The sequence below is a fragment of the Nocardia fusca NBRC 14340 genome (assembly GCF_001618425.1).
Lineage (GTDB): Bacteria > Actinomycetota > Actinomycetes > Mycobacteriales > Mycobacteriaceae > Nocardia > Nocardia fusca.
This window is the reverse complement of the sequence record NZ_BDCU01000017.1, coordinates 407,138-426,772: the sequence shown is the minus strand read 5'-3', so window position 1 is coordinate 426,772 and position 19,635 is coordinate 407,138. Positions and strand designations below refer to the sequence as shown.

Annotated in this window: 18 protein-coding genes; 13 read left to right on the top strand and 5 right to left on the bottom strand. The window is 70.1% G+C overall.

Annotation, left to right across the window (positions count from 1 at the left end):
* The first annotated feature begins 510 nt into the window (after positions 1 to 510).
* From NF4_RS08420 to NF4_RS08400, 5 genes are all read left to right on the top strand, one after another.
* A complete protein-coding gene (locus NF4_RS08420; protein ID WP_063126882.1) occupies positions 511 to 870 on the top strand; it encodes a DUF4254 domain-containing protein in 360 nt (119 codons plus the stop codon).
* A 289-nt stretch (positions 871 to 1,159) separates the two neighbouring features.
* On the top strand, positions 1,160 to 1,807 hold the full coding sequence (locus NF4_RS08415) for a GntR family transcriptional regulator (protein WP_063126881.1): 648 nt from the start codon (positions 1,160 to 1,162) through the stop codon (positions 1,805 to 1,807).
* Between the two features lie 81 nt (positions 1,808 to 1,888).
* Positions 1,889 to 2,752 (top strand): type I methionyl aminopeptidase, encoded by an 864-nt coding sequence (gene map, locus NF4_RS08410; protein ID WP_063126663.1) that lies wholly within the window; start codon positions 1,889 to 1,891, stop codon positions 2,750 to 2,752.
* Complete coding sequence (locus tag NF4_RS08405) at positions 2,749 to 4,350, top strand: cobyric acid synthase (protein ID WP_063126662.1); 1,602 nt, start codon at positions 2,749 to 2,751, stop codon at positions 4,348 to 4,350. Before map ends, NF4_RS08405 begins: the two co-directional genes overlap by 4 nt.
* 87 nt (positions 4,351 to 4,437) lie before the next feature.
* Complete coding sequence (locus NF4_RS08400) at positions 4,438 to 5,001, top strand: hypothetical protein (RefSeq protein WP_063126661.1); 564 nt, start codon at positions 4,438 to 4,440, stop codon at positions 4,999 to 5,001.
* 1 nt (position 5,002) lies between these two features.
* On the opposite strand, the gene NF4_RS08395 is transcribed toward NF4_RS08400, so the two are convergent.
* A complete protein-coding gene (locus NF4_RS08395) occupies positions 5,003 to 6,034 on the bottom strand; it encodes an alpha/beta hydrolase (protein WP_084532950.1) in 1,032 nt (343 codons plus the stop codon).
* Positions 6,035 to 6,361: 327 nt separating this feature from the next.
* Between NF4_RS08395 and mqo the strand changes: the two genes are divergently transcribed.
* The 6 genes from mqo (at position 6,362) to NF4_RS08365 (ending at position 13,017) form a co-directional block, all read left to right on the top strand.
* Positions 6,362 to 7,822, top strand: a complete 1,461-nt coding sequence (gene mqo / locus NF4_RS08390; RefSeq protein ID WP_232330357.1) for a malate dehydrogenase (quinone) — start codon at positions 6,362 to 6,364, stop codon at positions 7,820 to 7,822.
* 129 nt (positions 7,823 to 7,951) lie between these two features.
* Positions 7,952 to 8,401 (top strand): GNAT family N-acetyltransferase, encoded by a 450-nt coding sequence (locus tag NF4_RS08385; RefSeq protein ID WP_063126659.1) that lies wholly within the window; start codon positions 7,952 to 7,954, stop codon positions 8,399 to 8,401.
* Positions 8,402 to 8,505: 104 nt separating this feature from the next.
* Positions 8,506 to 10,464, top strand: coding sequence for a VWA domain-containing protein (locus NF4_RS08380; protein WP_063126879.1), 1,959 nt, complete (start codon positions 8,506 to 8,508; stop codon positions 10,462 to 10,464).
* A 63-nt stretch (positions 10,465 to 10,527) separates the two neighbouring features.
* Positions 10,528 to 11,142 carry a cob(I)yrinic acid a,c-diamide adenosyltransferase gene (gene cobO, locus NF4_RS08375; RefSeq protein ID WP_063126658.1) on the top strand — a complete coding sequence of 205 codons (615 nt, stop codon included), beginning with the start codon at positions 10,528 to 10,530 and terminating at the stop codon, positions 11,140 to 11,142.
* A gap of 67 nt (positions 11,143 to 11,209) precedes the next feature.
* On the top strand, positions 11,210 to 12,616 hold the full coding sequence (locus NF4_RS08370) for a cobyrinic acid a,c-diamide synthase CobB (protein WP_063126878.1): 1,407 nt from the start codon (positions 11,210 to 11,212) through the stop codon (positions 12,614 to 12,616).
* Positions 12,613 to 13,017 (top strand): cobalamin biosynthesis protein, encoded by a 405-nt coding sequence (locus tag NF4_RS08365; protein ID WP_084532948.1) that lies wholly within the window; start codon positions 12,613 to 12,615, stop codon positions 13,015 to 13,017. Before NF4_RS08370 ends, NF4_RS08365 begins: the two co-directional genes overlap by 4 nt.
* A gap of 175 nt (positions 13,018 to 13,192) precedes the next feature.
* Here NF4_RS08365 and NF4_RS08355 read toward each other — a convergent pair whose 3' ends face one another.
* Both NF4_RS08355 and NF4_RS08350 read right to left on the bottom strand, forming a co-directional pair.
* Positions 13,193 to 14,323, bottom strand: coding sequence for an Rv3169 family protein (locus NF4_RS08355; protein ID WP_063126656.1), 1,131 nt, complete (start codon positions 14,321 to 14,323; stop codon positions 13,193 to 13,195).
* Between the two features lies 1 nt (position 14,324).
* Positions 14,325 to 15,455, bottom strand: a complete 1,131-nt coding sequence (locus tag NF4_RS08350) for a phosphotransferase family protein (protein WP_063126655.1) — start codon at positions 15,453 to 15,455, stop codon at positions 14,325 to 14,327.
* 318 nt (positions 15,456 to 15,773) lie between these two features.
* Here NF4_RS08350 and NF4_RS08345 point away from each other — a divergent pair, with 318 nt between their 5' ends.
* On the top strand, positions 15,774 to 16,403 hold the full coding sequence (locus NF4_RS08345; RefSeq protein WP_063126654.1) for a DUF305 domain-containing protein: 630 nt from the start codon (positions 15,774 to 15,776) through the stop codon (positions 16,401 to 16,403).
* Between the two features lie 39 nt (positions 16,404 to 16,442).
* Positions 16,443 to 16,853: a PPOX class F420-dependent oxidoreductase gene (locus tag NF4_RS08340; RefSeq protein ID WP_063126876.1), complete on the top strand. Its 411-nt coding sequence runs from the start codon at positions 16,443 to 16,445 to the stop codon at positions 16,851 to 16,853.
* A gap of 16 nt (positions 16,854 to 16,869) precedes the next feature.
* On the opposite strand, the gene NF4_RS08335 is transcribed toward NF4_RS08340, so the two are convergent.
* Positions 16,870 to 18,351, bottom strand: coding sequence for an MFS transporter (locus tag NF4_RS08335; protein ID WP_063126653.1), 1,482 nt, complete (start codon positions 18,349 to 18,351; stop codon positions 16,870 to 16,872).
* Positions 18,352 to 18,357: 6 nt separating this feature from the next.
* Entirely contained in the window at positions 18,358 to 19,629 is a 1,272-nt protein-coding gene (gene cobA, locus NF4_RS08330) for a uroporphyrinogen-III C-methyltransferase (protein ID WP_063126652.1), read from the bottom strand.
* Positions 19,630 to 19,635: the final 6 nt, after the last annotated feature.

Here is a 19,635-nt window from a genome sequence, read left to right as displayed (position 1 = left end):
CGGCGGGCGATGGGGCCGGGGGGCGTTGTGTCACAGGACCATAGGGATCGGTATGGTTCCCGGTGTGCGCCGCACCCAGATCTCGGCAGGGTTGCGATGTGGTCGCATAACGCGTCGTCGCGCCTGGTCCTGGGTGTGTTCCGGGTATGGTTCGCGGCGGCGGGGATTCGGACCGCCGACGGGAAGGGTCTTGGCGGGTACGCGTTTTCGGCGGGACCGCTTACGGGTTCCGCGGAAAGGATCGTTAGGCTCGCGCATGACGCTGTTCGCAACATTGCGTACCGAAGTCTTGTGTTCTTGCATATGTAAGAGCATGATCCAGCTAGCCTTGTTGTGAACAACGATCCGATGTCCGGGATTACCGAATCGAGAGCCGATCATGTTGGTACAGAGTGTGATGGTGCCGGGTGAGTTCGAGGGGTGCGGATGAGCGCACCCACTCTGGGAACCCTGCCGACTGCGCCACAACTGCTGTGCGCCTTTCAAGGGCGGCGGATCCAGGAGCGTGTGCTGTTGCGTTTCGCGCACGCACTGGTCGAACTGCACAAGCGCCGCGCGCAGGTTCGAGATATGGCGCAGATAGCGGAAATCGATTGTCGCAGAACAGAACTCGTCGACGATATCAACGACTGGATCACCCGTAAGATGCCGCAGCACCGCAACGGCGCCTCACTGCACACCGAAAGCCTCGGCGCGGTGATCGACCGGATGGCGTTCAGCTGGGTGGCCGCGAATCAGGCGATCGAGGCCGACGGGGTGCGCAGCGACCGGACGCACCGGCACTGGTACCACCTCGCCGAACTGGTCGACGGGTACACCGATTTGATCGCCGAGGTGGCGGGCGGGCGCCGGCGGCTGCCGGTGCAGTAGGGTTCGGCGGATCACCGCCACGTTCAGTCCGCTGAACGTCGTCGAACCTCCGAGTTGGACACGCGAAAGACCGCAGATTGTCGAATGGTCTAGACCTGATGGAACCGTATGGCGAATGCCCGGTTACCGCATCGGTACAGGCCAATTGGAGGTAGTTTCTGCCATGAGGCAGACCGAAGGGGTCGTAGGCGCCGGGACGGCGCGCGAAGACCTCGGCACAGAGGCAGCCGCGGTGCCGGGAATCACCGCCCTGTCGAAGGTATACCGGGTCCGGGCCGAACTGGACACGATGCTCGGCGAGCTACGCCCCGGCGACCGGGTGCCCGCCGAACGGGAACTGGCCGGACGTTTCGGGGTCGCCCGGGAAACCGTCCGTCACGCCCTGCGGGATCTCGCGGTGGAGGGCCGCATCCGCAGGCAGGGCCGCGGGACCGTGCTGGCCCGCCCGAAGGTGGTGCGGCCGCTGGCGCCCGAACCCACCGTCGAGGACGGATCCGGGGTGGTGCGCAGCCTGCTCTCCTGGGAGGACACCGAGGCCGACGCCGAGATCGCCCGGGACCTGGAACTTCCGCTGCATACCCCGATCATGACATTGGAACGCCTGCTGCACGCCGACGGCGAACCGATCGCGCTGGAACGTATCGATCTCTCGCTGGATCGTTTCGGCTGGCTGCGCGCGGGTTTCGATCCGCTCGGCTCGCTGTCGGCAACGATCGGCAGTTCCGGTGTCGAATACGGCGGCGCCACCGAACGTATCGAGACCGTGCTCGCCGCGCCCCGGGAAGCCGGTCTGCTCGGCTGCCGGCCCGCGGTCCCGCTGATCCGGGTGGTGCGCCGCGGGGTGGACACCCAGGGCCGTCCGATCGAACGGGTCGCCGCCCTCTATCGGGGTGACCGGGTCGCGTTCGAGGTCCGTACGGGCGGCCGCATCCGCTGAGCCGGAGCCGGCGCGGGCGTGCGGCACCGTCCGGGACCGTTCCCGGCGACCGCCCGGCCTGCGCCGACTACTCTGGAGCGCATGTCCGTGCGTACCCGCCAGCCGCTGCTTCCAGGAACCCCCACTCCGATCCGTGAGGTCCCGCGTGGGATCGAACGGCCGGAGTACGTCTGGAAGAAAACGGCCAAGGAGGGTTCCGAACCCTGGGTGCAGACCCCCGAGACCATCGAGAAGATGCGAATCGCCGGGCAGATCGCCGCCCGGGCGCTGTCCGAGGCGGGCAAGGCGGTCGCCCCGGGTGTCACCACCGACGAGCTCGACCGGATCGCCCACGAATACATGTGCGATCACGGCGCCTACCCCTCGACGCTCGGGTACAAGGGCTTTCCGAAATCGTGCTGCACCTCGCTCAACGAGGTGATCTGCCACGGTATCCCGGACAGCACCGTGGTTCAGGACGGTGACATCGTCAATATCGATGTCACCGCCTATATCCACGGCGTGCACGGTGACACCAACGCCACCTTTCTCGCCGGTGACGTCGACGAAGAGGTGAAACTTCTGGTGGAGCGCACCGAAGAGGCGACCGCGCGGGCCATCAAAGCGGTGCGTCCCGGGCGGGCGCTGAACGTGATCGGCCGGGTGATCGAGTCCTACGCGAACCGTTTCGGCTACGGCGTCGTCCGGGATTTCACCGGGCACGGGGTCGGGCCGACCTTCCACAGTGGCCTGGTGATCCTGCACTACGACCAGCCCGCGGTCGAATCGGTGATCGAACCGGGAATGACGTTCACCATCGAACCCATGATCAACCTGGGCGGTATCGACTACGAGATCTGGGACGACGGCTGGACCGTGGTCACCAAGGACCGCAAGTGGACGGCTCAGTTCGAGCACACCCTGGTGGTCACCGAGACCGGCGCCGAAATCCTCACTCTGCCGTGAGCCGGCCCGGCGGGGCGCTGCTGATCGCCGGGACGACCTCCGACGCGGGCAAGAGCGTGGTGGTCGCCGGTATCTGCCGGATGCTGCGGCGGCGTGGTGTGCGGGTGGCGCCGTTCAAGGCGCAGAACATGTCGAACAACTCCGTGGTCACCCTGGACGGCGGGGAGATCGGCCGGGCGCAGGCGCTGCAGGCCCGGGCGTGCGGGCTGGAACCGAGCGTGCGGTTCAATCCGATCCTGCTGAAACCCGGCAGCGACCGGCGTTCCCAGCTGGTGGTGCGCGGCCGGGTGGTGGACACGGTAGGGGCCGCGGACTATTTCACTCATCGCACCCGGTTGCGTGAGGTGGTGGCCGCCGAACTCGCCGCGCTGCGCGCGGAGTTCGATGTGGTGATCTGTGAGGGGGCGGGCTCGCCCGCCGAGATCAACCTGCGTGCCACCGATCTGGCGAATATGGGTCTCGCCCGGGCCGCGGACTTACCGGTGCTCGTGGTCGGCGATATCGACCGGGGCGGGGTGCTGGCACACCTCTTCGGCACGCTCGCGGTGCTGGAACCCGAGGATCAACGGCTGATCGCCGGCTTCGTGATCAACAAGTTCCGCGGCGATGTGGAGCTGCTGCGGCCGGGCCTGGACCAGCTGACCGCGCGTACCGGACGCCCGACGCTCGGCGTGCTGCCGTACTGCGACGAGCTGTGGCTCGACGCCGAGGATTCGCTGGGGACCGTCGCCGGTGCCGCGGTGGGCCGCACCGCCGCCCCGATCGGCAGCGAATGGCTCACCGTCGCCGCCGTGCGCTTGCCGCGGATATCGAACTCGACCGACGTGGAGGCGCTGGCCTGCGAGCCCGGCGTCACGGTGCGCTGGGTGAGCGACCCGTCGGCACTGGTGGACGCCGACCTGGTCGTTCTGCCCGGGAGCAAGGCCACCGTGGATGATCTGGCCTGGCTGCGGCGTACCGGTATCGCCGAGGTGCTGACCCGCCGGGCCGCGGCAGGCGGGCCGATCCTCGGTATCTGCGGCGGTTACCAGATGCTGGGCCGCCGGATCGTGGACACCGTGGAATCGGGCGCGGGGGAGGTGGCCGGGCTGGGACTGCTCGATATGGATATCGAATTCGGCCGGCAGAAGGTGCTGCGCCGTACGACAGCGGCCGGCGCTCGGAATGCGGGGGAGACGACAGCGGCCGGATACGAGATCCATCACGGTCGGGTCCGGCGTACCGCCGAACAGCCGTGGCTGTATGTCACCGGCTGGGCGGAGGCGGCCGACGGTGCCGGCCCGGTGACCGGGGAGCGCGTCCCGGAGGGCGGGGTGCGGGGAGCGGTCTGGGGCACCCATCTGCACGGGCTCCTGGAATCCGACGAATTCCGGCGGGGCTGGCTCACCGAGGTCGCCCGGTGTGCCGGGCGCACCGGGTTCACGGTGGCTCCCGGCACCCGGGTGGCGGCGGTGCGCGCCGCGCAACTGGACCTGCTCGCCGATCTGGTGTCCGCGCATCTCGACATCGCCGGGCTGGACCGGCTCCTCGCCGAGGGTGTTCCCGCCGGGCTGCCGAGTGTCGGGTCCACGCTGGAAGCGCTGTCGGGGGCGGGCTGATCGCCGCGGCGGATCCGGCGTCACGATCTCGGCGCGGTCGACCCGGTCGACCCCACAGCGGGGGCGGGCGGTGTAGCGTCAACCGGCATGGAATCTCGGCGCATCGCGGTCGGTGACCGGGACTGGACGGTGCGGGTGGACGGGCCGGTGACCCAGCACAGCGTGCTGCTGCTCCCCGATTCCGGTGATCCCCCGGACGTCTACGACCGGGTGTGCACACGGCTGCACAGTTCCGATCTGCGGACCATCGTGTTCGAAACGGCCGAGGGACTCGACACCGCCGGGGTGTACGCGGCCCTCGACGAGATCGGCGTGCCCTGGGTCAATGTGGCCGGCCGGGGCACCGGTGCCAGTGTGGCCTGGGAAGTCTGCGCGAAGGGTTTCGGCCGCTTCGTGAGCCTGGTGGTCGCCGATCGCGGACATCCGGCCGTACCCGACGAGGACGGGGGGGTGCTCGACGCCGGCTGTCCGGCGGTCGAACTGCCCACCACCGTGCTGGTGACCAAACGGCTGCCGCGTCCGGTGGCCGATAGTTCCGGCCGCCACGTGTACGGCGAGTTCCGGGTGGTGGGCATCGACGTCGACAATATCGCCACCGAAGCCGATCAGCAGTTCGCGACCGAGATCGTGCTGCGGACCAGTATGTGGTGACTCAGGCCGGCCGGGCGGCCAGCCAGTCGAGCCAGTTGTCCAGTTCCCGGAAGGCCTCGGTCCGCGGGCCCTCGGCGGACAGGAACACATCGTGGCGGGCGCCGTCGATCGGGACGATATTGGTGCGGTCGCCCAGGCAGCCCGCCCAGCGCTGGATCTGCGCGACGTCGAGGACCGCGTCCGCGACGTCCACCGCGGGCCCGTATTCGCGGGCGAATTCGGTGAGCTTGGAGCGCAGCAGCAGCGCGGGCACCCCGATGTCCAGGCCCCGGTGCAGCCGCGCCTGCCCCAGCCGGATCGCGCGCAACCACCCGGCCCGCACCGGGAAACCGTGCCGCGGCTTCCAGTCCAGGTCGTAGTCCCATTCCCCGGCCAGGCTGTGGTGCAGGCTGTCGCCGTAGGCGCTGGATTTGCCCAGCGGCAGCGCCGACTTCGCCCGGAAACGGCCCACCGTGTTGATGAGTTGCGTGCCCACGGTGCGCACGTAGGCCGGGCCCTGCAGGTCGAACCACGGGCTGTTCAGCACCAGCCCGCTGATACCGGCGGCCGCCGTGCCTCCGGCGCGTTGCCGCCGGTCCAGCCACAGCGAGGTCACCAGACCGCCGGTCGAATGCGCCACCACCAGCATGTTCGCCTCGGTCTCGGTGGCGATCAGCCGGAGCGAATCGTCGAGTTCCCGGTCGTAGAGGGCGAGGTCGCTGATGAAGTGGGGGGTCTGGCCGGGCTGGAGCGAACGGCCACATTTGCGCAGGTCCAGTGCGTAGAACCGGTGCCCGCGCGCGGTGAAGTGCTCGGCGACGTGCCGCTGGAAGAAATAGTCGGTGAAGCCGTGCACGTACAGCACCGCGTCGGCGGTGCCCACCGCGTCGGCCGCGGGTAGATGCCGGACCAGGGTGGCGACGATATCCCCCTCGCCGTCGGGATCGGGCCCCAGTTCCAGGGTGCGGTATTCGTACCCGTCACCGAGGACATCCGGCTGCCAGTCGGCGGCCCGGCCGAGGGCGCCGATACCCGCCACGGAATCGTTCGTCACGGTCTCCAATCTAGGCGACCGATGAGTAGCAACGGCAGGCCCGCAGGTGACGGGGAGGAGGAATCTACGTCACAATCGCCGCCCTGGCTGCGGATTCCGCGCGTGTCGAGGTGCACAATTGGCAATAGTGAACGATGGGTAACCTACATTCGGCCGAGCCCGGCGGGCTCACCATCGCCACCTGTACACAACTGCACAAGCGCCCGTGCCCCAGCGGGCCGCATCCACGGATGTGCGCCCCGCGCATCAGGACAAGGAAGTCGAACACCCGTGCCGAACGCTGCCCAGACTGAAAAGACCGATGTAGTCCTCATCGGTGCCGGCATCATGAGCGCCACTCTCGGCGCGCTGCTGCGTCAGCTGCAGCCGGACTGGTCGATCTCGGTGTTCGAACGGCTGGACGCCGCCGCGGCCGAGAGCAGTGATCCGTGGAACAACGCCGGTACCGGGCATTCGGCCCTGTGTGAGCTCAATTACAGCCCGCAGAAGCCGGACGGTTCGGTCGATATCGGCAAGGCCGTCGATATCAACGAGCGGTTCCAGGTCTCCCGCCAGTTCTGGGCCTACGCGGTGGAGAACGGGATCCTGGGCGATCCCTCCCGCTTCATCAACCCCATCCCGCACGTGAGCTTCGTGCACGGCGCCGCCGATGTGGAGTACCTGCGCAAGCGGTACGAGGCGCTTTCCCGGCATCCGTTGTTCGCCGGGATGGAGTACATCGACAGCCCCGACGAGTTCTCCCGCCGGCTGCCGCTGATGGCCCGCGGCCGCGATTTCTCCGACCCCATCGCCCTCAACTGGTCCGACGGCGGCACCGATATCGATTTCGGTTCGCTCACCAAGGAACTGCTCGCCCATATCGGGGCCACTGGCGGGGAGATCGGTTTCGGTAACGAGGTTCGTAACCTGTCCAAGCAGAAGGACGGCAGCTGGAAGGTCACGGTGCGCAACACCCGCACCGGGCGAACCCGCACGCTGATCAGCAAGTTCGTCTTCGTCGGGGCCGGCGGCGGGGCGCTGCCGCTGCTGCAGAAGGCGGGGATCAAGGAGATCCGTGGTTTCGCGGGCTTCCCGGTCTCGGGTCAGTTCCTGCGGTGCACCAATCCCGAACTGATCGCGAAGCACGGAGCCAAGGTGTACGGCAAGGCGGCGGTCGGTGCGCCGCCGATGTCGGTGCCGCATCTGGACACCCGCGTCATCAAGGGCAGGCCCGGCCTGCTGTTCGGCCCCTATGCCGGCTGGACCCCCAAGTTCCTCAAGGACGGCAGCAATGCCGACCTGTTCAAATCGATCAAACCCGGCAACCTGGCTCCGATGCTCGGTGTCGGCGTCACCGAGTTGAGCCTGGTCAAATACCTGGTCACCGAGCTGATGAAATCGCAGTCCGGCCGGGTGTACACCATGGAGGAGTTCATCCCGCGCGCCGAGGGCCGGGACTGGGAACTCATCACGGCCGGCCAGCGGGTGCAGGTGATCCGCCGTAAGGGCATCGGCGGTGTCCTCGAACTGGGTACCGCCGTCATCGCGGCGCAGGACGGTTCCATCGCCGGCCTGCTGGGCGCCTCGCCCGGTGCCTCCACCTGTGTCACCGCCATGCTGGACGTCCTGGAACGCTGCTTCCCGGCCGAGTACGAGCAGTGGACGCCCAAGCTGAAGGAAATGGTTCCGTCGCTGGGTGTGAAACTGTCGGAGAACCAGCGCCTGTTCGGCGAGGTGTGGGACTGGACGGGTAAGGCGTTGCAGCTCAACCGGTCCGATACGCGTGCCGGGGTCGCTGCCGGGGTCTGATCCGAAAGAATCGCGCGCGACGGCCCGCGGGGTGGCAACCCCGCGGGCCGCGCCGTGTCGCGGCCGCGCGCCGCGGTGTGCCCGGGGCATTCGCGTGCATCTGGCGCCGAGGTGTGATAGCAAGGCGCGATGATGTCAACGGTTGCACTCCGCCGGTCATGGGCGCAGGATCTCGATACGCCCACCCTGTACGAGTTGCTGAAGCTGCGGGTCGAAGTGTTCGTGGTCGAGCAGAAATGCGCGTACCCGGAGCTGGATGGACAGGATCTGCTGCCGGAGACCCGGCATCTGTGGCTCGACGACGAGGGCGAGGTCATCGCCACCCTGCGCCTGCTCGAAGAGCACGAGGACGGCGTCAAATCCTTCCGGATCGGGCGGTTGTGTACCGCGGTCGAGGCCCGCGGGCACGGATACACCACCCGGCTGCTGCAGGCCGCCCTCGCCGAAACCGGATCGCACACCGTCCGGCTCAACGCCCAGACCTACCTGATCGATCTCTACACCAAACACGGTTTCGAGGTCGATGGCGCGGAGTTCATCGAGGACGGCGTCGCGCACGTACCGATGCGGAGGGGATAGCCGCCGGGCCCCGTCTCGGGCAGGGGAGGGCCGGGCCGGGCGACGGCACGTTTTAGAGTGGGGCCGTGTCCTCCACCGAAACCGCCCGGCCCGCATCCCGAACGATCACCTCCGCCGCGGACGGCGGTGAGGCCGGATTCCCGTTCTCCGCGGTGGTCGGACAGGAGCGGTTGCAGCTCGCGCTGATCCTGTGCGCGGTGCATCCCGGTATCGGTGGCGTACTCGTGCGCGGCGAGAAGGGGACCGCGAAGTCCACGGCGGTGCGGGCGCTGGCGCGGCTGCTGCCGCCGGTGGTCGACGAATCGGGCGCCCGCCCGGCGCGGCTGGTGGAACTCCCGGTCGGTGCCACCGAGGACCGGGTCGTGGGCTCGCTCGATCTGGAGCGGGTCCTGCGCGACGGCGAACAGGCGTTCCGGCCCGGACTGCTCGCCGCCGCCCATCACGGTGTGCTGTACGTGGACGAGGTCAACCTGCTGCACGACCACCTGGTGGATGTGCTGCTGGACGCGGCGGCCATGGGCCGGGTGCATATCGAACGCGACGGCGTCTCGCATTCCCATCCGGCCCGGTTCGTACTGGTCGGCACCATGAATCCGGAGGAGGGCGAGCTGAGGCCGCAGCTGCTCGACCGATTCGGCCTGACCGTGGATGTGACCGCCTCCCGGGACGTGGACGTCCGGATGGCCGTGGTCCGCCGCCGTCTCGATTACGAGGCCGATCCGAACGGTTTCGCGGCCGCCTACGCCGCCGCGGACGCCGAGATCGCCGACCGTGTCCTCACCGCCCGCGACCGGCTGCCCGAGGTCGCGCTCGACGATGTGGAACTGCGGCGTATCGCCGCGGTCTGCGCCTCCTTCGACGTCGACGGTATGCGGGCGGATCTGGTGGTGGCCCGCACCGCCGCCGCCCACGCCGCCTGGTGCGGGCGCGGCAGTGTCACCGCCGACGATGTGCGCGTCGCCGCCGAGCTGGCGCTGCCGCACCGGCGCCGGCGGGACCCGTTCGACGAACCCGGGATCACCCCCGAACAGCTCGACGACGCCATGCGCGACGCGGCCGAGCAGGCCGGTGATCAGCAGAACGCGCCGGCCGACGGCGAGGCGCAGGCGTCTCGGGGCCCCGTCGATCCCGACGACGACCCGGACGGTCCCGGCGGCGGCGCCGAGGCACCCGCCGCGGACCCCGAGACGAATGAGAACTCCGGCAACCCGGGTGGCGCCGGCGGGACCGGGCAGGCGAGCGCGCCGGCCGCGGCATCGGTCCGGCCGCCGCGCTGGGAGGTGCCGGGCGTGGGCGAGGGAGCCCCCGGCCGGCGGTCCCGGGCGCAGACCCGGCAGGGTCGGGTGGTGAACTCGACCCCGGAGCCCACCGGCGGCCTGCATCTACTGGGCACGCTGCGGGCCGCGGCGCCGCATCAGCGGGCGCGCGGCCGGCGCACCGGGCCGCTGGTGCTCGCGCCCGGCGATCTGCGCGGGGCGTACCGCGAGGGACGCGAGGGCAATCTGGTGCTCTTCGTGGTCGACACCTCCGGTTCCATGGCCGCCCGCGACCGGCTGTCCGCGGTGACCGGCGCGGTGGTGACCCTGCTGCGCGACGCCTATCAGCGCCGCGACAAGGTCGCGGTGATCTCGGTGCGCGGCAGCGAGGCCGAACTGGTACTGCCGCCCACCTCCTCGATCGATATCGCCGTCCGCCGCCTGACCGGGTTGCGTACCGGCGGGAAGACTCCGCTGGCCGCGGGGTTGCGCACCGCACGCGAGGTGGTCTACCGGGAACGCGTCCGCGACCCGCAGCGCCGGCCGATGCTGGTGCTGCTCACCGACGGCCGCGCCACCGGCGGGACCGAGCCGGTGCCGCGGGCCCGCGCGGCGGCCACCCGGCTCGCCCGCGACGGTGTCACCTCCGTTGTCGTCGACTGCGAACGCGGCATGGTCCGGCTGGGTCTGGCCGCCGAACTGGCGGCCGCGCTGGGGGGCACAGCCGTCCGGCTCAGCGAATTGACCGGTGCCTCGGTGGCCGAGGTGGTCCGCGCGGGCGCCTCCGGCGGCACGCGTGCCGCCTGAACCCGGCCCCGCCCCCGGCCCGTACCGGACGAGCACGAAATCCGAACCAGAGCAGGAGAGCCCATGCCCAGAGGGGTGCCCGAGCAAGTACCCGACGACGGACTGACCACCCGGCAGCGCCGTAATCAGCCGGTGCTCGCCGTGCACACCGGTCCGGGCAAAGGTAAGTCCACCGCCGCCTTCGGCATGGCGTTGCGCGCCTGGAACCAGGGTTTCGACGTGGCGGTGTTCCAGTTCGTCAAGAGCGCCAAGTGGAAGGTCGGAGAGGAAGCGGCTTTCCGCGAACTCGGCCGGCTGCACGGCGAGACCGGTGTGGGTGGGCCGGTGCAGTGGCACAAGATGGGCGAGGGCTGGTCGTGGACTCGTAAACAGGGCACCGAAACCGATCACGCGGCCGCGGCGCTGGCCGGCTGGCAGGAGATCGCGCGGCGACTGCGTGCCGAGGAGCACCGGTTCTATGTGCTCGACGAATTCACCTACCCGCTGAAATGGGGGTGGGTGGATGTGGCCGAGGTCGTCGACACCCTGCGCGAGCGTCCGGGCAACCAGCATGTCGTCATCACCGGCCGGGACGCGCCGCCGGAACTGGTGGAGGCGGCGGACCTGGTGACCGAGATGACCAAGGTGCGCCACCCCATGGACGCGGGCCGCAAGGGGCAACGGGGTATCGAATGGTGAGCCGGCCCCGGGGTGCCGGGATCCGGTGCGCGGGCCGCCGGTGTCGCTCGACCGGGAATGCCGTGCGATGAGCGCCGCCCCGGGGATAGTGCTCGCCGCGCCGGCCTCCGGCAGCGGGAAGACCACTGTCGCCACCGGTCTCATCGGTGCGCTGCGCCGGGCCGGCCGCCGGGTGGCCCCCTTCAAGGTGGGGCCCGACTACATCGATCCCGGCTATCACGGCCTCGCCGCCGGACGCCCCGGTCGTAACCTGGATCCGGTGCTGGTCGGGCCCGACCGGATCGCCCCGCTCTTCCGTCACGGTGCCCGCGATTGCGATATCGCGGTGGTGGAAGGGGTGATGGGCCTGTTCGACGGACGGATCGACGAACAGGCCGCCGACCCCGTCGCGGAAGGCTCCACCGCCCACGTGGCGAGCCTGCTGGGCCTACCGGTGGTCCTGGTCGTGGACGCGCGCGGGCACAGCCAGAGCCTGGCCGCGCTGCTGCACGGGTTCGCCACCTTCGACTCCGGTGTGCGGCTGGGCGGGGTGGTGCTCAACCGGGTCGGTAGTGCCCGGCACGAACAGGTACTGCGCGCCGCCTGCGACCGGGTGGGCCTGCCGGTGCTCGGCGCGCTGCCCCGGCTGGCCGAACTCGAGGTCCCGTCCCGGCATCTGGGCCTCATCCCGGCGGTGGAACACGGCCTCGCGGCGAGGCGCGCGGTGGACGCGATGACCGATCTGGCCGCGCGTCATCTCGATCTGGCCGCGGTCGCGGCGCTGGCCGCGGCGCCGGAGTCCGGGCCGCGTTGGGACGCCGCCCGGGAACTCGCGGACGACGTCGCGCTGCCGGAGGGACCGGATCCGGTGATCGCGGTAGCCGGTGGGCCTGCCTTCACCTTCGGCTATGCCGAACACCGGGAACTGCTCACCGCCGCGGGTGCCCGGGTCGTGGTGATCGACCCGCTGCACGACACCCTGCCGGCCGAGGCCGCGGGGCTGGTGTTGCCGGGCGGATTTCCGGAAGAGCACGCGGGGACGTTGGCGGCCAATACCGGACTGCGTGCCGCGGTGGCGGAGCGGGCCCGGGCGGGGCTGCCCATCCACGCCGAATGCGCCGGGCTGCTGTACCTCACCCGATCCCTGGACGGTCATCCGATGGCGGGCCTGATCGACGCGGTCGCCGAGTTCGGGCCCCGCCTGACCCTGGGATACCGAGACGCGGTGGCGCTGGCCGACTCCGTGCTCTGGCGGACCGGTGAGCGGGTACGCGGCCACGAATTCCATCGGACCCGGCTGGTGGAATCCGGCGGTGCCCCGCCCGCCTGGGGCTGGCGTACCGCCGGGGAGCAGCGGCGGGAGGGTGCGGTCGTGCACCGGGTGCACGCGTCCTACCTGCACACGCACCCGGCCGGAAACCCGGGCGCCGTGGGGCGGTTCGTCGCCGCGGCACGCGTCCATCAGCGCACCCGCCCCGCCGCACGCGCACGGTGATCGGCGGAGACCGGCGGTCGGGAGCCGGCCCCGCGCCCTACCGTGCAGAACTCGCGGTCGGTCTCGGCCTGCGCCCGGATCCGTCCGCCGAGCGGATTCTCGCGGTGCTGGCGGAGGCCTTTCCCGGGCAGCGGATAGCCTGCCTCGCGACCCTGGATCGCCGGGCTGGTGAGCCGGGGCCCCGCGAAGCCGCCGCCGTACTGGGCGTGCCACTGTTCGGCTATTCCGCCGAGCGATTGGCGCGGGTGCCGGTGCCGAACCCGTCGGAGCGGGTGGCGGCCGCTCTGGGTATCCCCGGTGTGGCCGAGGCCGCCGCCCTGCTGGCCGGCGCCGGGCCGTTGCTCGTGCCGCGGCAGGTGGTCGGGGGCGTCGTGGTCGCCGCGACCGCTGCGCACGATTGATCACCGGCCCGGATGAACCCGCCACCGCTCGCCGCGTGTACACCACGACCATCGACCGGTTCGATTCCGCCGAGTTCCGTTTGCCATATCGCCGGCCGCCCGACGCCGGAGAAGATCCAGCGACTGCACCGGTAGTGGTTCGACCAGGGGTGCCGGTCGTCGTCGACCTCGACGGCTAGGGCGCCACCGACAGCAGATCCGCGAAACCGGTGGGGTCGTGCCGGCCGACGCTCGCGTGTTCGAACAGTCCCCAGCCCTCGGCGTCCCCGCAGCGGGCGTGCGCGATGTGGTCGGTGACGCCCCACGGTATCCGCCCGGCGATCGCCGGATCGGTGAGGTCGTAGCTGTTGGCCCACGACCAGTCACGGCCCTTCCACTGCCCGTGCTGCCAGTCCGGGTCGCCGCCGTAACCGCAGCCGATGTGCAGCGGTATCCCGGTGACCGTGCGGATATCGATGGTCAGCGGTTTCCCTTCGGGAGTCCGCAGTTCCAGGCTCGCGCTCTCGGGATGGCGGGTGCCCGACCGGTAGTCGATGGTGATCCGCGGCCAGCCCAGCTGTTCCACCGATCCGTCCGGGAACACCCGGACCGCATCGTTGAGGGTGCGGTAGCCGTCGGGGTTCTCCTGGATGATCACCACCACCGCGAAATCGTCGAATCGCAGCGGCACGTACAGCCACCAGAACCCACCGGCCCCTTCGGCGGCGGCCCGGCCCGGCGGTTCGGCCTCACCGACGGGCCGGATACCCCAGGAGCGGTCCCGCGTGCCGGTCCAGATCGCCGGGTCCACGGCGATGTCCTCGCCGCCGATCGCGAGCGTGCCCGCCCACGAACCGACCTGGGCGAAGCGGGAGGCGTCGAGGGTCGGACGGTTACCGGCCAGCATGACGTGCGGCTGCTCCTGCACAGCGGGGAAGGCGCCGGTCCAGGTGAGATCGAGGCCCAGGTCCTCGTGTTCGCACACCACCCGGATACGGCGCAGCGGTTCCACCACTTCGATCCGGTAACCGCCGACCGCCATGTCCAAACTCCGGTCGCTGCGTGCGTCGGAGAACCGCACGGAAGTGATCTCGTCGCCGCGGCGTACCGCGGCGTAGGCGTCGGCGACACCGAGGTTCGGATAGACCCCGAATCCGGTCACCAGCATGGTCGCACCGTCGCGGTTGTGCGCGTTGAAATAGCTGCGGTCGTAGAAGTTCCGGTCGCTGGTCGCGGCCCGGGCGATGGGCAGCGGTGCCTGATGGATCGGGTACTCGTCCAGTGGCCCCGGGGCGGTGGCCGGGGTGTGGGCGGTGGTTTCGCTCATCTCAGTCCCATCCGTAGGTGCCGTCGAGCAGGGCTTCCAGGGTGGCGCGGTGCATGATGTAGTCGTCCCGCTCCACCGGGGCGGTGTCCTCGCCCATATGGATCATCCGGCGTTTGATCCGGGCCATGACGATCGCGTGCCGCAGCGCGGCATAGGTGAGGTAGAAGTCCAGATCTTCGACGGTGTGGCCGCTGACCTTCTCGTAGTGCGCGACGACCTCGTCGCGGCGCAGGAAATCGGGGAGGCCGGGGAAGCCGAATCCGGTGGCGATGTCCTGGAAGAAGCGGTGCAGGAAGATCATCCAGGCCAGATCGAGTTCGCGCGGGCCCAGTGCGGCCATCTCCCAGTCCAATACGGCGACCGGCGAGAACCCTTCGTAGATGATATTGCCGGGCCGGGCATCACCCCAGCTGAGCACATCGGGCCCGGGATCGTCGGGGAAGTTCTGGTCCAGCCACTCGAAAGCGCGCTCGATGAGCGGGATCTCGTAGCCGTCGCCGGCCAGCGCCCAGTGGTACCAGGCCCGGTCCGATTCGATATGGCGGCGTAGCGCCGTGCCCGGCCCGTCGAGTTCGGGGAACCGTCGTGCCGGTTCGGGCAGCGCGTGGATCCGGGCCAGGACATCGAGGGTGTTGCGGGTGAGTTCGGCCCGCTCGGCGGTGGTCGCGTCGTAGAGCCAGCCCGCGAATACGTAGGGCGGATTGTCCCCCGGGATGCGGCCGGGTACCCGGTCCATCACGAAGAACGGCGCACCGCAGGCCGCACTGCCGGTTTCCAGCCAGCGCAACCGCGGTACCGGGACATCGGTGGCCGCGGCGATTTCGGTGATGACCCGGTATTGCAGTTCCAGGTCGTATTTCTCGAAGACCGGGAACGCGCCTTCCTCCGGGATCATCCGCGCGACGAAGGCGCCCCCTTCAGTGCGGCCGCCGGATTTCCAGTGCGCGTCGAAGAGCACCGAGGCGCTGGACAGGCCACCGGACAGCGGTCGCTGCAGATCACTGATGACCGGTGGTCCGTCGGCACCGACCTTGTCCCGTAACCACTCGGAGAGTTGTCCCGCCAGCGCGTCCAGATCGCGTTCGCTGGTGGTGAGCCGCATATGTTCGGTGGGGTTCACATCGTCGGGCATCGTCGTCCTCCTGACGCCATCCGGCCTCGGCGCGGAGACCGCCCGGTCTCGGCTGACACGTCACCGGGCCGCCCGCGTGCGGGAGACTGTAACGTGTTTCAGTCTTGGGTGGTGCCGATTCGGCGGAACATCGGTCTGCCGGAACATCGCGAATCGCTCCCCGTTCGCGGCCGGCCGACCATAATTCCTTCGATGGCCGGGGCGAGCCGCTCGGCCGGGTGGGAGGACCACGATGAGCGTGACGCTGTGCCGGCACGACCGCGGGCGGTTGGGCGCGGCGGCGGGATCGTCCCCGGCCCGGCAGGCCGGGAGGCTTGCGTGAAGCGGTTACGCGACGCGATCGCCGTGCTGGTGGCGGCGGCACTGCTCCTGGTGCTGGGGGCGGCGCTGCGCCCGCTGTTCATCGACGACCCGGCGGCACCGGAGGTGCTGTCCGCCACGGAGATCGGATTCGTCCAGGATATGGCCGCCCATCACCATCAGGCACTGGTGATGGTGCAGCGGCTCGATCCCGGCGTCGCCCCCGCGGTGCGGGGTCTGGCCCGGCAGATCGAGGACACCCAGCTCTCCGAGATCGGCACCCTGCTGGGCTGGTTGCGGCTGGCCGGAGCGCCGGCCGCGGGCGCGGAGCCGATGGGCTGGATGCCCGCGCGGACCCACGATCACCCCGCCGCCCACGTCCCGGCGGGGGCCGTGATGCCGGGGATGGCCACCCAGGCCGAACTCGACAGCCTGGCGGCCGCGCGGGGACGTACTGCCGCGATCCTGTTCCTGCAACTGATGCAGCGCCATCACGAGGGCGGTATCGCCATGGCCCGGGTGGCCGACGCGCTGCTCACCGAGGGGGTGGTGAAACAGGTGGCCCGGGAGATGATCACCGCGCAGACCCAGGAGTCCGGCCTGATGACCCTGCTGCTGGCGGAGCTGGAGGCGGATTCGCCGGGCTGAGCCGGAATGAACGCCCACCGGAACCGGTTGCTCGTGTGCATGAGCGCTATCTCGTTGCCCGACACCGTCAAGCAGTACATCGACGATGCCAAACTATTCGTGACCGTGGCCACCATCGGCCGTGACGGCCACCCGCATCTGACCGTCACCTGGATCGACCGGGACGGCGACGAGTTGCTCTACTCCACGACGACCGATCGCGTCCAGGGCAAGAACCTGGCCCGCGATCCGCGCATCTCGGTCCTGATCGCGCCGCCGGACAACCCGTATGTCTACGCGGAGATCCGCGGTACCGCCACCCTCACCCCGGACCCCGACATGCTCGTCGGCGACCGGATGTCGATCAAGTACACCGGCAAGCCGTACGCCGAGTTCAATCCGGCCTCGGTGGACGACGGCCCCCGGGTGGCGGTGCGGATCACGCCGACCAAGATCACCGGGAGGCTGTGACGCGCGGTCGCCGGGGTCAGGCCGCCTGGGCCTCGTCCTGGGCGTGCTGGGCCCGGGCGACCTCTTCCGCGGTGTAGCGCAGGGTCAGCGCGATCAGGCCCACAAGTAGCCCGCCGATCGCGGCCACCAGCAGGGCGAGGGTGTAGCCGTCACCGAGCGCGGTGATCTCCGCCGCCGTCATCTCGGCCGGTTTCTTGATGGTCCCGCCCTCGGACAGGGTCCGGGAGGCGGCCAGCGGGGTGAGCACGCCGATGGCGATGGGAGTCCCCAGATTCAGGAACATCTGGCCGATCGCCGACAGGGGGCCGATCTCGTCCGGTGGCACCCCGACCAGTACACACAGCGGGATGAGCACCATGGCGATACCGATGCCGAAACCGATCACCGAGAACAGCGGCAGCAGGGTGGACCAGTAGCCGACGTCCGCGTCCAGCGTCGATCCGTAACCGAGACCGGCCATCAGCACCACTGCCGCGCCGACCAGCAGCCACCGGGGCGCGATGTGCAGGGCCAGCCGGGTGGCCACCGCGCTGCCGAGGCCGACGCCGACGGTGAACGGGATGAACGAGATCCCGGCGACCAGCGGGCTGTAACCGACGACGTTCTGCACGAACAGCCCGGCGAAATACGTGGTGGCGCCCAGCACGCCGCTGGCGAGCAGGATCACCACGAAGGTGGCGACGCGGTCGCGGCTGTCGAACAGCGTCCACGGCAGCAGGGGGTTGTCCACGTGCCGTTCCGCGAAGACGAAAACCGGCAGCAGCACCGCGCCCGCGATCAGGGTGCCGTAGACCAACGGGTCATCCCAGCCGAGTTCCGGCCCCTCGGTGGCGCCCCAGACGATCAGGGCGCATGCCAGGGTGCCGAGGAACGCGCCGCGCACGTCCAGAGTGAGACGCTGATGGTGGGTATCGCGGAGCGCGACCAGCGCGCCGATCACGATGAGCACGCCGATCGGCACATTGATCAGGAAGATCCACCGCCAGCTGGCCTCGGTGAGTGCCCCGCCGATCACCAGTCCGCCGACCGAGCCCAGCGCGACCATCGAGCCGAAGATGGCGAAGGCCTGGTTGCGGACCTTGCCCGGGGCGAAGGTGCTGGCCACCAGGGCGAACGCGGTGGGCGCGGCGAGCGCGGCGCCGGTGCCCTGGAAGGCCCGCGCGGCGATGAGCATCTGCTCGCCCTGCGCCAGCCCGCACAGCATGGAGGCCAGCGTGAACAGGCCCACACCGAGGACGAACATGCGCCGGCGTCCGAACGAATCGCCGATCCGGCCGCCGAGCAGCATCAGGCCGGCGAACGGCAGCCCGTAGGCGGTGATGGTCCACGCGCTGCCCGAACTGGACAGGCCCATCTCCTCCTGCAGCCGCGGCAGGGCCAGGATCACCACGGTGCCGTCGAGCACCACCATCAGCTGTAACCCGCTGAGCACGAGAATGGCGAGGCCGAAGGCTCGTTTCGTCACCGGATATTTGATAGCTGGGGGGTTATCGAGCACAGTGGGTCACTGTAACCGACCGTCGCCGGCCGCTACCGGCGCGGCGCGGAACCCGGCCGTGGGCCCGATCACAATGATCGCGGGCGGCCGGATACCTTCGGCGCGGACACGTTCGGCCACATCGGCGAGGGTGGCCCGCAGTACCCGCTGGCCACGCAGGGTGCCTTCCTGGATCACCGTCGCCGGGGTCTCGGCGGGGCGGCCACCCGCGCGCAGGACCGCCGCGAACTGTTCGATCCGCTCCACCGCCATCATCAAAACGAGGGTGCCGCGCAGCCGGGCCAGCGCCGGCCAGTCGACCAGCGAATCCGGATGGTCCGGTGGAATATGGCCGCTGACCACCACGAATTCATGGGTGACACCGCGATGGGTGACCGGGATGCCCGCGGCCGCCGGCACCGAGATCGGGCTGGTGACTCCCGGCACCACCGTCACCGGCACCCCGGCGTCGACACAGGCCTCGAGTTCCTCGTAACCCCGCCCGAATACATACGGATCACCGCCCTTGAGCCGGACCACGAATTTGCCCGCCCGGGCACCGTCCACCAGCGCCCGGTTGATCGCGTCCTGCGCCATCGAGCGTCCGTACGGGATCTTGGCGGCGTCCACCACCTCGACATCCGGCCCCAGCTCGGCCAGCAACTCCGGCGGGGCCAGGCGGTCGGCCACCACCAGATCGGCCCGGGCCAGCAGCCGGCGGCCGCGCACGGTGATCAGATCGGGGTCGCCGGGCCCGCCGCCGACCAGGGCGACTCCGGGGGTCATGGGGGTCGCGTCGTCGGTGACCACACCCGATTGCAGGGCTTCCAGCAGCGCCGTGCGGACCGCGGCCGAGCGCCGATGCCTGCCGCCGGCCAGCACGCCCAGGGTCATCCCGTCGTAGCGGGCGGTCGCCGGGGTGACCGCCGTCCCGGACTGTGCGTGATCGGCGCGGACGCAGAAGATCCGCCGCCGGGTGGCCTCGGCGACGACGGCGGCGTTGGTCTCGGGCCCGTCGGTACAGGCGATGGCGTACCAGGCGCCGTCGAGGTCACCGTCGGCGTAATCGCGCAGGGTGAGCGTGATCTGGCCCGCGGTGGCCATCGCCTCGACCGCGGGGGTGGCCTCCCGGGTGATCACCTCGACGGCCGCGCCGGAGGCGATGAGCAGGCCCAACCGGCGCTGTGCCACGCTGCCCCCGCCCACGACGACGACCCGGCGTCCGTTCAGATCGAGTCCCACCAGGTAGTTCGAGTCCCCGGCGGGCAGGTTGTCGGTATCGGCTGACGTGTTCGGCACAAGGCT

Excerpts from the sequence above, each read along its gene's own strand:
- NF4_RS08415 (WP_063126881.1), top strand. The coding sequence starts at position 1,160 with ATGCTCGGCGAGCTACGCCCCGGCGACCGGGTGCCCGCCGAACGGGAA.
- map (WP_063126663.1), top strand. The coding sequence starts at position 1,889 with ATGTCCGTGCGTACCCGCCAGCCGCTGCTTCCAGGAACCCCCACTCCG.
- NF4_RS08400 (WP_063126661.1), top strand. The coding sequence starts at position 4,438 with ATGGAATCTCGGCGCATCGCGGTCGGTGACCGGGACTGGACGGTGCGG.
- mqo (WP_232330357.1), top strand. The coding sequence starts at position 6,362 with ATGAGCGCCACTCTCGGCGCGCTGCTGCGTCAGCTGCAGCCGGACTGG.
- NF4_RS08385 (WP_063126659.1), top strand. The coding sequence starts at position 7,952 with ATGATGTCAACGGTTGCACTCCGCCGGTCATGGGCGCAGGATCTCGAT.
- cobO (WP_063126658.1), top strand. The coding sequence starts at position 10,528 with ATGCCCAGAGGGGTGCCCGAGCAAGTACCCGACGACGGACTGACCACC.
- NF4_RS08370 (WP_063126878.1), top strand. The coding sequence starts at position 11,210 with ATGAGCGCCGCCCCGGGGATAGTGCTCGCCGCGCCGGCCTCCGGCAGC.
- NF4_RS08355 (WP_063126656.1), bottom strand. The coding sequence starts at position 14,323 with ATGAGCGAAACCACCGCCCACACCCCGGCCACCGCCCCGGGGCCACTG.
- NF4_RS08350 (WP_063126655.1), bottom strand. The coding sequence starts at position 15,455 with ATGCCCGACGATGTGAACCCCACCGAACATATGCGGCTCACCACCAGC.
- NF4_RS08340 (WP_063126876.1), top strand. The coding sequence starts at position 16,443 with ATGAGCGCTATCTCGTTGCCCGACACCGTCAAGCAGTACATCGACGAT.